This is a genomic window from Rhizobium sp. NFR07, from assembly GCF_900111905.1.
Lineage (GTDB): Bacteria > Pseudomonadota > Alphaproteobacteria > Rhizobiales > Rhizobiaceae > Neorhizobium.
The window spans coordinates 12,966-24,640 of the sequence record NZ_FOKM01000004.1; the positions used below are offsets into that span (position 1 = coordinate 12,966).

11 protein-coding genes are annotated in these 11,675 nt (G+C 61.5%); 9 read left to right on the forward strand and 2 right to left on the reverse strand.

All coding sequences use genetic code 11. The features are described 5' to 3' along the window. The first annotated feature begins 29 nt into the window (after positions 1–29). The 4 genes from BM216_RS09765 to gfa all read left to right on the forward strand — a co-directional run bounded on the left by BM216_RS09765 (position 30) and on the right by gfa (position 3,482). Positions 30–554: a c-type cytochrome, methanol metabolism-related gene (locus BM216_RS09765; RefSeq protein ID WP_092998557.1), complete on the forward strand. Its 525-nt coding sequence runs from the start codon at positions 30–32 to the stop codon at positions 552–554. 1 nt (position 555) lies between these two features. Further along, positions 556–1,452, forward strand: a complete 897-nt coding sequence (locus tag BM216_RS09770) for a quinoprotein dehydrogenase-associated putative ABC transporter substrate-binding protein (protein WP_092998559.1) — start codon at positions 556–558, stop codon at positions 1,450–1,452. Between the two features lie 90 nt (positions 1,453–1,542). Continuing rightward, positions 1,543–2,670 carry an S-(hydroxymethyl)glutathione dehydrogenase/class III alcohol dehydrogenase gene (locus BM216_RS09775; protein ID WP_092998561.1) on the forward strand — a complete coding sequence of 376 codons (1,128 nt, stop codon included), beginning with the start codon at positions 1,543–1,545 and terminating at the stop codon, positions 2,668–2,670. Between the two features lie 230 nt (positions 2,671–2,900). Continuing rightward, on the forward strand, positions 2,901–3,482 hold the full coding sequence (gfa, locus tag BM216_RS09780) for an S-(hydroxymethyl)glutathione synthase (protein ID WP_092998562.1): 582 nt from the start codon (positions 2,901–2,903) through the stop codon (positions 3,480–3,482). Positions 3,483–3,651: 169 nt separating this feature from the next. Here gfa and BM216_RS09785 read toward each other — a convergent pair whose 3' ends face one another. Next, entirely contained in the window at positions 3,652–4,566 is a 915-nt protein-coding gene (locus tag BM216_RS09785; protein WP_177230750.1) for a proline iminopeptidase-family hydrolase, read from the reverse strand. Between the two features lie 53 nt (positions 4,567–4,619). Next, positions 4,620–5,402 (reverse strand): helix-turn-helix transcriptional regulator, encoded by a 783-nt coding sequence (locus BM216_RS09790; protein WP_092998564.1) that lies wholly within the window; start codon positions 5,400–5,402, stop codon positions 4,620–4,622. A 136-nt stretch (positions 5,403–5,538) separates the two neighbouring features. On the opposite strand from BM216_RS09790, the gene BM216_RS09795 reads away from it, so the two are divergent. From BM216_RS09795 to BM216_RS09815, 5 genes are read left to right on the forward strand one after another with little or no spacing between them, the layout of a single operon-like run. Continuing rightward, positions 5,539–6,429: a proline iminopeptidase-family hydrolase gene (locus tag BM216_RS09795; RefSeq protein WP_092998566.1), complete on the forward strand. Its 891-nt coding sequence runs from the start codon at positions 5,539–5,541 to the stop codon at positions 6,427–6,429. A 42-nt stretch (positions 6,430–6,471) separates the two neighbouring features. Continuing rightward, positions 6,472–7,410, forward strand: coding sequence for an ABC transporter permease (locus BM216_RS09800; protein ID WP_092998567.1), 939 nt, complete (start codon positions 6,472–6,474; stop codon positions 7,408–7,410). Then, positions 7,407–8,258: an ABC transporter permease gene (locus tag BM216_RS09805; protein WP_092998569.1), complete on the forward strand. Its 852-nt coding sequence runs from the start codon at positions 7,407–7,409 to the stop codon at positions 8,256–8,258. The genes BM216_RS09800 and BM216_RS09805 overlap by 4 nt, the downstream gene beginning before the upstream one ends. Beyond that, positions 8,255–9,955 carry a dipeptide ABC transporter ATP-binding protein gene (locus BM216_RS09810; protein WP_092998571.1) on the forward strand — a complete coding sequence of 567 codons (1,701 nt, stop codon included), beginning with the start codon at positions 8,255–8,257 and terminating at the stop codon, positions 9,953–9,955. The genes BM216_RS09805 and BM216_RS09810 overlap by 4 nt, the downstream gene beginning before the upstream one ends. A 19-nt stretch (positions 9,956–9,974) precedes the next feature. After that, positions 9,975–11,489 carry an ABC transporter substrate-binding protein gene (locus tag BM216_RS09815; protein WP_092998573.1) on the forward strand — a complete coding sequence of 505 codons (1,515 nt, stop codon included), beginning with the start codon at positions 9,975–9,977 and terminating at the stop codon, positions 11,487–11,489. Positions 11,490–11,675: the final 186 nt, after the last annotated feature.

Sequence of the window (11,675 nt, forward strand, 5' to 3'; positions counted from 1 at the left end):
GTCGACCTTTATGATCTATGAGGTTCTCAATGAATTTTCGCACAGCTGCTTTTGCGCTTGGCGCCGTAGTACCGTTTTTGTTCGTCGAAGCCGCTCTGGCAGAGGATACCAAGGAAAAGGCCGCCGCAGTGACGGAGGAAGACGGAAAATACATGGATGCGGATGGCAGTCCCACGTTCAAGTTCCAACCGGATGGAACCGTCGACTGGTATACATTCAGCGGTTACCGGCGCTACCATTCGGACTGTCATGTCTGTCATGGGCCCGATGGAATGGGGTCAAGCTATGCGCCGGCGCTGGCCAACAGCATGAAGAACATCGACTACGCGACCTTCCTGTCCATCGTGGCGGAAGGTCGCAAGAATGTCGGCGGCGGCAAGGAGAATGTCATGCCGGCCTTTGGCGACAACAAGAACGTCTATTGCTACATGGATGATATTTACGTGTATCTGCGGGCGCGGGCAGTTGGAGCCGCACCGAGAGGGCGGCCGCCCAAGAAGGTCGATAAGCCACAAGGGGCTAAAGACTTTGAAGCCTCCTGCATGGGAGGCTGACATGGGAAGGCGAGGCCTTTTCCGACGAGGGAATTGCGGGCCGGGCGATGCCGGTCATCGCGTCCGGCTGGCGGCCGTTGCCGTACTGCTGATCGCCGCCTTGCCGCATGCCGCACATGCTCAAGGCGCGGGGCTTGGAGCTGCCGGCGAACTGGTGGATCCGGATGTGCTGCGGGTCTGTGCGGATCCCTCCAACATGCCGTTTTCGGATGAAAGCAAAGAGGGGTTCGAGGACAAGCTGGCGCAGCTAGTGGCGGAAGGGACGGGGCGCAAGTCGGTTGCCTATACCTGGTTTCCCACCATAATGGGCTTCGTGCGCAACACGCTCGGCGCCAACAGATGCGATATCATCATGGGCTATGCGCAGGGCGACGAACTGGTGCAGAACACCAATGCCTATTATCGCTCCGCCTATGTGCTGATCTATCGCAAGGGCGGCGAGCTGGCGGGTATCGAGACGCTGGCCGACCCGAAATTGGTGGGCAAGCGCATCGGTGTGGTCGAGGGCACTCCGCCGACGGCCAACATGGCGGCGGCCAAGCTGATGGGAAAGGCCAAGGTCTATCCGCTGATGGTCGATACGCGCGTGCTGCCCTCCATGGCGGAGGTCGCGATGCGTGATCTGCAGGCCGGGACGATCGATGCCGCGGTGCTCTGGGGGCCGATGGCCGGTTATTATGCCGCTCGCGCCGAGAGTGAGATGACGATCATTCCGCTGATCCACGAAAAGGGTGGCCAGCGTATGATCTATCGCATCACCATGGGCGTGCGCCCGTCGGACCAGAGCTGGAAGCGCGTGCTGAACGCCTTCATCAAGGACAACCAGCCGCGGATCGAAAAGCTGCTTCTGGAATACCATGTTCCTCTGCTCGACGAGCATGATCGGAGGATCAACTAGCGAGCGGAGCGGCTGGCCGAAGGCGGGCTGGCGGGTAATTGACGGCAGCGCGTTGATCGCTGCCAATCGTGTGGGGAGGAGTGGGGAAAGATGGATGTCCGCGCCGCAGTAGCCGTACAGGCAGGCAAGCCCTTGGAAGTGATGACGGTCCAGCTCGATGGCCCGCGTGCCGGCGAGGTTCTGATCGAGGTCAAGGCGACCGGCATCTGCCATACCGACGACTTCACGCTGTCGGGCGCCGATCCGGAAGGCCTGTTTCCGGCCATCCTCGGCCATGAGGGTGCGGGCATCGTCGTCGATGTCGGCCCGGGCGTCACCTCGGTGAAGAAGGGCGATCACGTCATCCCGCTTTATACGCCGGAATGCCGCGAGTGCTATTCCTGCACCTCCCGCAAAACCAATCTCTGCACCTCGATCCGCGCGACCCAGGGCCAGGGCGTGATGCCCGACGGCACGAGCCGGTTTTCGATCGGCAAGGACAAGATCCACCATTACATGGGCTGCTCGACCTTTGCCAACTACACGGTGCTGCCGGAGATCGCGGTCGCCAAGGTCAATCCCGACGCGCCCTTTGACAAGATCTGCTATATCGGCTGCGGCGTCACCACCGGCATCGGTGCGGTGATCAACACGGCCAAGGTCGAGATCGGTTCGACGGCGATCGTCTTCGGTCTCGGCGGCATCGGATTGAACGTGCTGCAGGGGCTGCGGCTCGCCGGTGCCGACATGATCATCGGCGTCGACATCAACCCCGACCGCAAGGTCTGGGGCGAAAAGTTCGGCATGACCCATTTCGTCAATCCGAAGGAAGTCGGCGACGATATCGTGCCCTATCTGGTCAATATGACGAAGCGCGGCAACGACCTGATCGGCGGTGCCGACTACACGTTCGACTGCACCGGCAATACCAAGGTGATGCGCCAGGCGCTCGAAAGCTCGCATCGTGGCTGGGGCAAGTCTGTGATCATCGGCGTTGCGGGTGCGGGACAGGAGATCTCCACCCGTCCGTTCCAGCTGGTGACGGGCCGCAACTGGATGGGCACGGCCTTCGGCGGCGCGCGTGGCCGCACCGACGTGCCGAAGATCGTCGACTGGTACATGGAGGGCAAGATCCAGATCGACCCGATGATCACCCACACCATGCCGCTCGACGACATCAACAAGGGCTTCGAGCTGATGCATTCGGGCGAAAGCATCCGCGGCGTGGTGATTTACTGAGGTTTCCGATGGTCGCGGCGCGGCCTGTGGCCGGCGGAGCACCGGATACAATGACGAGAGTCGCAAGTTTCTCGACAGGTCACCACAAGGGCCTGCGTCCCGTGCGGACCAATGATGACGGAAGGGAGGCCCGGTCGAGGAGTGCCGGTCGGTCCCGGCCGATATGTAGAGATCGAGGCGAGGCAGCCGCCGATAAGCCGGACGGACCTCGAAACAAGAGGAGAGGCGTAATGGACAGTGCAGTTCAGATCCGTATTCATCCCGCGATCGATGGCGGTATCAAGCCGGAAGGCTCCGGGTTTTCCGGCGGCACTCTGGTGTGTGAATGCACCGACCGGCCGGTCAAGGTGAAGATCGAAGGACAAGTGGCCCATAACCATGCCTGCGGCTGCACCAAGTGCTGGAAGCCGAAGGGAGCCGATTTTTCCATCGTCGCCGTCGTGCCGCATGACAAGGTGACGGTACTGGAAAACGGCGACAAGCTGGCCGTCGTCGATGCGAGCGCGCTTATCCAGCGGCATGCCTGCAAGCAATGCGGCGTGCATATGTATGGGCCGGTCGAGCGCGAGCACGCATTCCAGGGGCTGGATTTCATCCATCCCGAACGGTTCCAGGAGGCTGGCTGGGCGCCTCCGGGCTTTGCTGCCTTCGTCTCGTCGATCATCGAATCCGGTGTCGATCCGGGGCGCATGGACGGCATTCGCGGACGGCTGAAGGAGTTGGGGCTGGAGCCCTATGATTGCCTGTCGCCAGGGTTGATGGACTACGTTGCCACCTGGGTGGCCAAGAAGTCCGGGGCGCTTCCGGCCTGATCAAGGCCTTGGCGGCTGGTTTCGCCGGCTGGCGGCCATATGGTGCAGATGCGCCATATGGCCCGTCTTGCCGTTTGTCGGCCTTTTCCGGGGGAGGGCTGGTGTCCGATAAGCCGGTGTCGCCTTCTCACCCGGCTAGGCAGGGCCGGGCAGGTTCCGGCTTATGGCGTCAGCCGAAGCGCGAGAGGAAGTCGGAGACCGTCTTCAGGCAGAGCGCCTTTTCCTCCACATGCGGCATGTGGCTGGAGTTTTCAAACAGCACCCATTCGCAGCCCCTGACCTTGTCGACATAGGGTTTGACGACCAGCGGCGTCGCTTCGTCGTATTTGCCGGAAATCTTCAGGGTCGGGGCTTCGATCAGATGCAGGCGATCCTCGATCGTCCAGTCCTTCATCGTACCGATGACATGGAATTCCGTCGGGCCGTTCATGTTGCGGTAGACGGTATTGTCCTCGTCCATGATGGCGAAGGTGCGCGCCACTTCCGGCGGCCAGGGCGAGACGCGGCAGACATGGCGGTCGTAGAAGACGCGAGATGCCGTGATGTATTCCGGATCGGTGATCGTGCCGGCTTCCTCGTGCTTCAAAAGCGTGTCCTGCACTTCCTGCGGCAGTTCCTCGCGCAGGCGGTTCGCTTCCGAGACCCAAGTATGCATGTTGGCCGGCGAATTGGCGATGACGAGCGCCTTCAGACCCTTCGGCTGGCGCACGGCATGTTCGGCCCCGAGCATGCCGCCCCAGGACTGGCCGAGGAAGGCGTAGCGATCCTGGATGCCGAGATGGGAGAGAAGCGCGTCGAGCTCTTCGAGGAAGAGGGCGGGGGTCCAGAAGTCCGGTCCCTTTTCCGGCAGGCGGGTGGAATTGCCGTTGCCGAGTTGGTCGTAATGGATGACGGCGCGGCCGTCGATTTCGGTGATGCCCTTGAAGCTGTCGACATAGTCATGGGTGCAGCCGGGGCCGCCATGGGCAACGACGAGCGGCAGCTTGCCGCTGTCGAGCGAGCCGGTGACGCGGTACCAAGTACGGTATTCGCGAAAGGGCAGGAAAGCTTCCTTCAACGCTGTTGCAGGCACGTTCATCTCCATGTCGTGACGATCCATGGAAAAGCATAACGTGGCGACAGGAGGCGCGGCAGCTATCACAAGTTATAGGATGGGCGGTCTTCGAGCAGGCGGTAATGGGTGGCGCGCACGACCGCCTGGGTGCGGTTCCTGGCGCCCAGCTTTTTCGCCGCCGCGTTGAGATGCATGACGACGGTCGGCACCGAACGATCGATTATCCGCGAGATCTCCTTGGCCGAAAGGCCCTCGGCGGAGTGCCGCAGACATTCGCGTTCCCGTTCCGTCAGCCTCGCCTTGCCGGCGCTGAATGTCGTCGGATCGAAGAGTGAATAGGCCGTCTCATGGAAGACGTGAGCGAGCAGGTTGAAGTCGGCGATATATCTCAGCGCGTGGCGTTCGAATTCCCGGTTGCCGCCGAAGCGCACGCCGGTGACGGTCGCATAGTCGCCGCGCGGCATATGGACGGGCACGGTGACGCCGGTCGACATATCCCGCTCGCTGAGATAACGGGCGACAGGGGCAGTATCCTCGGTCATAAAGCGGCGGATCAGCGTGTCGGCATCCGCGTCGTAGTTCCAGAAGAAGGGCGTCGACGTGCGCAGCGCTACCTGCTGTACCGGGTCGATGCGGAAATAGCCGCGATCGAACCAGTAGTCGTGCATGTCCTCGGAAATATTGCGAAGCTTCAGGAGCGACGGGATCATGATCGCGCCGTCGAGATCGTAGGGGACGGGCGTGTAGTCATAGATCAGCGCCTCGAAGCCGATCGCCTTCATCGCCTCGAAGATCTGGTCGATACGGCCGTCCAAGGTCTCATGCGCCGTGAACTGGCTTCTGATCGTGCCGATTTGGTCAAGCATCCCGCGGCATCCCCGGCTCCACAGCCCCTTAAGGCATCGATCCTATCACTTCTTATAGCTGGCGCCCAATAACGTTTGCGGTAAAAATTAGCGGTGCTCAAATATTGAGCAAGCGAAATATTTGCTGGAGTGCGCGATGTGGCGTGAGATCGAGCCCGATGCTCGACATGAGGTCGAGGTCGACGGCCACAAGGTTGTCGCCTACAGTTTCGGTCATGGGCCGGAGACAGTCTTCTGCCTCAATGGTGGGCCAGGCCTGCCCTGCGACTATCTGCGCGAGGCCCATTCCTGCCTGATCGACAAGGGTTATCGCGTGGTCGCCTTCGACCAGCTCGGAACCGGTGCCTCCGACCGGCCGACAGACGCGTCGCTCTGGACGATCGGCCGCTATGTCGAGGAGACCGAGACGGTGCGCAAGGCGCTCGATCTCGGCAAGGTTCACATGCTCGGCCATTCCTGGGGCGGCTGGCTTGCGATCGACTATTCGCTGACCTATCCGGAAAACCTGCAGACGCTGATCCTCGAAGATACCGTCGCGGACATGCCGCACCTGATTTCGGAGCTGGAGCGGTTGCGCGCGGCACTCGGGCCGGAAACGGTGGCGATGATGCAGAAGCACGAGGCGCAGGGCACCTACGACCATCCGGAATATCTGGCCGCCGTGACCATCCTGAACTATCGCCATGTCTGCCGCCTGCCGCAGTGGCCGGCGCCGGTCAATCGTTCGCTCGAAGACTGGAATATGGGTCCATACGGCACGATGCAGGGACCGAACGAGTTTCTCTATATCGGCAACCTGAAGGACTGGAACCGGATACCCGACCTGCCGGCGATGACGGTGCCGACGCTGATCACCTGCGGCGAATATGACGAACTGACACCGGCCTGCGCGCTGAAGATGAAGCTCGCCATTCCGAACGCCGAGCTGAAAGTCATCGCCAATGCCAGCCACATGCCGTTTTACGAAAACCCGGCGGATTATTATCCGGCGCTTCTCGATTTCCTCGCCCGCAACAGGCCGAACTGATGCATAGATCGATGAGAGACAGCATCAGACGACGGGGGCGCCATGCACCGCTATAGGTTCGTTCTCCTCAGGCCGCTGCAGTTCCTGCCGGTCATTTTCGGCATCAGCATCATCACCTTCATCCTGGTGCGGCTGATCCCTGGCGATCCGGCGCGCGTGCTGCTCGGCACCCGCGCGACACCGACGGCGATCGCCAATATCCGCGCGCAATTCGGCCTCGATGAACCGATCTGGCTGCAATATTTCTATTTCCTGAGAAATCTCGGCAATGGCGAGATGGGCAAGTCGATCCTCTACAAGATCGACGTGCTGAACCTGATCGCGACGCGCATCGAGCCGACGCTGGCGCTCGTCATCTGCAGTGTCCTTCTATCGATCGCAATCGCCGTGCCGATGGCCTCGATTGCGGCGCGCAATGCCGGCCGGGCGCCGGATCATGCGGTGCGGATCATTTCCACCTTCGGCATCGGGTTCCCGCCCTTCTGGCTCGGGCTGATGCTGATCATCCTGTTCAGCGTCAAGCTCGACCTCCTGCCTGTCTCCGGTTATGGCTCGACGCTCGGCGACAAGCTTGCCCATCTCATCCTGCCGAGCCTCACCATCGCGCTGTCGCTTTCGACCGTGCTGACGCGCAGCCTGAGGGCGGCGATGATCGAGGGGCTGAAATCGGATGTGGCGACGGCTGCGCGCGCCCGCGGCATGCCCGAGCGGATTGTCTTCTGGCGCCATGTTCTGCCGAACTCTCTGGTGCCGACGATCAATCTCCTGGCCGTCAATACCGGCTGGCTGATCGGCGGTACGGTGGTCATCGAAAGCGTGTTCGCGCTTCCCGGCATGGGGCAGTTGCTGGTGCGAGCGATCTTCTCGCGCGACTATATGGTCGTGCAGGGTGTGGCCATGGTGTTTGCCTGCGCAACCGTACTCGTCAATTTCCTCGCGGACATCGCTACCGTCGCGGCCGATCCGAGGGTGAAGCTATGAGCGCCGGTGCCATGTCTCTCCCTTCCGCAGGCTGGAAGACCTTTCTCGGCCGGCGGACGATGCTCGTTGTCGGCGTATCGATCCTTCTGTTGTTCCTGATCATGGCGATCGCCGCACCGCTGATCGCGCCCTATGACCCTATCCTTCAGGACGGCGCCTCGCGGCTGCAGCCGCCGTCGCTGTTGCATCCGTTCGGTACCGACAATTTCGGTCGCGATATCCTGTCGCGCATCGTCTGGGGGGCGCGGATCGACCTGCAGATCGCCTTCCTCGGCGTCGCCTTTCCCTTCGTCATCGGCACGGTGGTCGGCACGATTGCCGGCTTCTTCGGCGGCATCGTCGACGCGGTCTTCATGCGGATCGTCGACATCATCCTGGCCTTTCCCTTCCTGGTGCTGATGCTGTCGATCATCACCATTCTGGGGCCGGGGCTTTCCAGCTTCTACATCGCCATGGCGCTGGTCGGCTGGGTTTCCTATGCGCGGCTGATCCGGGCGCAGATCCTGGTGCTGAAGACGAGCGATTATGCGGTCGCCGCCGTCAGTCTCGGTTTCGGCCGGATGCGGATCATGTTCCGGCACCTGCTGCCCAATGCGATTGCCGGATCAATCGTGTTTTCCATGTCGGATGCGGTGCTGGTCCTGCTGTCCGGTGCCGCCGTCAGCTATCTCGGCCTCGGCGTCCAGCCGCCTGTCGCCGAGTGGGGCGTGATGGTTGCCGAAGGGCAGAGTTTCATCACCACAGCCTGGTGGATCACGCTGTTTCCCGGCCTCTCCATCGTCTTCCTCGCCTTCGGGTTCAGCATTCTCGGCGATGCGCTCGGCGAATTGCTCGGGGTGCATGAATGAACACTCCCATCCTTTCCGTCCGTGACCTGACCGTCAAAGCCCATCTCGATGGCGAGACGCGTGTCCTGCTCGATCACGTCTCGCTCGATCTGGCAAAGGGCGAGATCCTTGGGCTCGTCGGCGAGAGCGGTTCCGGCAAGAGCCTGTTCTGCCGGTCGCTGGTGCGGCTGCTGCCGTCGTCGCGGCTGAAGATCGAGGACGGGGCCGTGCTGCTTGAAGGTCGCGACCTGACTGAAGTCAGCGATGCCGAGATGCTGAAGGTGCGGGGAGCCGAGATCGGCATGATCTTCCAGAACCCGACCAGCCATCTCGACCCGGTGATGCGGATCGGTGACCAGATCTCGGAAGGCATCCGCTATCACCAGGGGCTTGATGCGTGTGCCGCGCGCGCGGCTGCGACCGAGATCCTGTCACAGGTCGGTTTCCCTGATCCCCTTTGCCAGTATGACAACTATCCGCACGAGTTTTCCGGCGGCATGCGCCAGCGAGCGATGATCGCTGTCGCCCTGTCGTGCAATCCCAAGATCCTGATCGCCGACGAGCCGACGACCGCGCTCGACGTGACCATCCAGGCGCAGATTCTGACGCTGCTGATGGAACTGCGCGAGACGCGCGGCCTGTCGATCATCCTGATCACCCATGATCTCGGCATCGTGGCGCAGACCTGCGACCGTATTGCCGTGATGCGCGGTGGCAAGCTGCTGGAACAGGGGCCGAAACGGCAGATTCTCTCCCAACCGAAGGACCCGTACACGACACGCCTGATCCACAGCCATCCGTCCATGCCGGGCGTGGAGCCGGTAACCGAAGCTGCCGCTTCCACCGTTGCGGCGCCGGTGAAGCCGATCCTCGAAATCGACGACCTGCATGTCCGTTTCCCGATCGGCGGAAGTTTTTTCCGCGGCAGTGCGGCAAAGACCATCAGCGCCGTGTCCGGCATCAGTCTGCAGATCATGCCGGGAGAGACGGTCGGCATCGTCGGCGAATCCGGCAGCGGCAAGAGCACGCTCGCCCGTGCGGTACTCGGCCTGACGCCGATCTCGTCCGGCCATATCAGCTTCGAGGGCGTCGATCTTGCTCAGCAGAAGACTGCCGGGCTGGCGAAGCTGCGGCGCGAGGCGGCGATGGTCTTCCAGGACCCGTTCAATGCGCTGAACCCGCGCATGACCATCGGCCAGACGATCGGCGAAGTGCTGGCGGTGCAGGGCAAGGTCGCCAGGGTCGACATTCCGGATCGGATCGGCGAACTGCTCGATCTGGTGGGGCTGGAGCGCGATTTTGCAGATCGCAAGCCGCGCTCGATGAGCGGCGGCCAGTGCCAGCGGGCGGGGATCGCCCGTGCGCTGGCGGTCGATCCGAAGCTGATAATTGCCGACGAATGCGTGGCCGCCCTCGACGTGACCATCCAGGCGCAGATCATCGACCTGTTCCGCGAGCTGGCCGCAAGCATGAACCTGACGCTGCTGTTCATCGCCCATGATCTGGCGATCGTGCGCAATCTCTGCGCCCGCACCATCGTCATGTATCGCGGCGAAGTGGTCGAGGACGGGCCGTCGGCGCAGGTCTTCTCGCAGCCGAAACATGCCTATACGGCGGCACTGGTCGCCGCGATACCGGATATCGACCCGGACAAGCCGCTGCTCGGCAATGCCGAAGAGGCATCCGGAAGCATCCGATCCATCAAGCGAATGCCATAACAAAGAAGGGAACGACATCATGAACAGGAAGTGGAAATCGATAGGGTTTGCGGCCTTTGCCGCTGCCCTCTCACTCAGTGCCAGCTTTGCCGAAGCCGCCGGCGTTCTGACCATCGGCCGCCGCGAGGACTCGACGACGTTCGACCCGATCAAGTCGGCCCAGAATGTCGATAACTGGGTCTTCTCCAATGTCTTCGACGTGTTGATCCGCGTCGATAAGTCCGGCACCAAGCTGGAGCCGGGCCTCGCCGAAAGCTGGACCGTCTCAGATGACGGGCTGACCTACACGTTCAAGATCCGGGACGCGAAGTTCTCGGATGGCTCCCCGATCACCGCAGAGGACGCCGCGTTCAGCCTGCTGCGCATCCGCGACAATGAAGGCTCGCTCTGGAGCGACAGCTACAAGATCGTCGAGACCGCCGAAGCGACCGATCCGAAGACGCTGACCGTCAAGCTGAAGACGCCGTCGGCGCCCTTCCTCTCGACGTTGGCTCTGCCGAACGTCTCCGTCCTGTCCAAGAAGGCGGTCGAAGCGGGAGAAGATGCCTTCGCTGAACTGCCGACGGCATCTTCCGGTGCCTTTACCGTCAAGGAATGGCGCCGCGGCGACCGCGTGATCCTCGAAAAGAACCCGAATTTCTGGCAAGCCGATCGCGTCAAGCTCGATGGCGTCGAGTGGATTTCGGTGCCGGACGACAATACCCGTATGCTGAACGTGCAGGCCGGCCAGCTCGACACCGCGATCTTCGTGCCCTTTTCGCGCGTCGAAGAACTGAAGAAGGATGCCAATCTCAGCGTATTGATCGACACCTCGACCCGCGAGGACCATCTGCTGATCAATCACGAGCATGGTGCGCTCGCCAAGAAGGAAGTGCGCCAGGCGGTCGACATGGCGATCGACAAGAAGGCGATCGTCGATACGGTCACCTTCGGCCTCGGCACAGTGGCGAATTCCTACATTCCGAAGGGTTCGCTCTATCACTACGATGCGAATTACCAGTATCCCTACGATCCGGCAAAGGCGAAGGCGATGCTGGCGGAAGCCGGTGCTTCCGACCTCTCGCTGAACTATGTCGTCAATGCCGGCAACGAGGTGGACGAGCAGATCGCGGTACTTCTGCAGCAGCAGCTTTCCAAGGCCGGCATCACGGTCAACCTGCAGAAGGTCGATCCGAGCCAGAGCTGGGACATGCTGATTGCCGGCGACTACGATATCTCGGTCATGTACTGGACGAACGACATTCTCGACCCCGACCAGAAGACGACCTTCGTTCTGGGGCACGACACCAACATGAACTACATGACCCGCTACAAGAGCGACAAGGTGAAGGATCTGGTGGCGGCAGCGCGCCTCGAGCTCGATCCGAAGAAGCGCGAAGCCATGTATGCCGAGATCCAGAAGACCGCCAAGGACGACGTCCACTGGGTCGATCTCTATTACAGCCCCTATATCAACGTCGCCCGCAAGAACGTCGAGAATTTCTACCAGAATCCGCTCGGTCGCTTCTTCCTGGAAGACACCGTGAAGAACTGATCATGCGAGGCAAGCCGGGCGCCTTGCGTCCGGCTTGCCTGTTTTTGCAGGGTGGCGCCGGCATCGTTGAAAACAAGGGATTCTTCCCGCTTGACTTGCCGCTGATGTCTGTATTTTAATCAAGCCTGCGGATTAGGCAGGTTTCGATCCGCACTTCACATGACTTCGATGTCGCTGGGCAGTTTC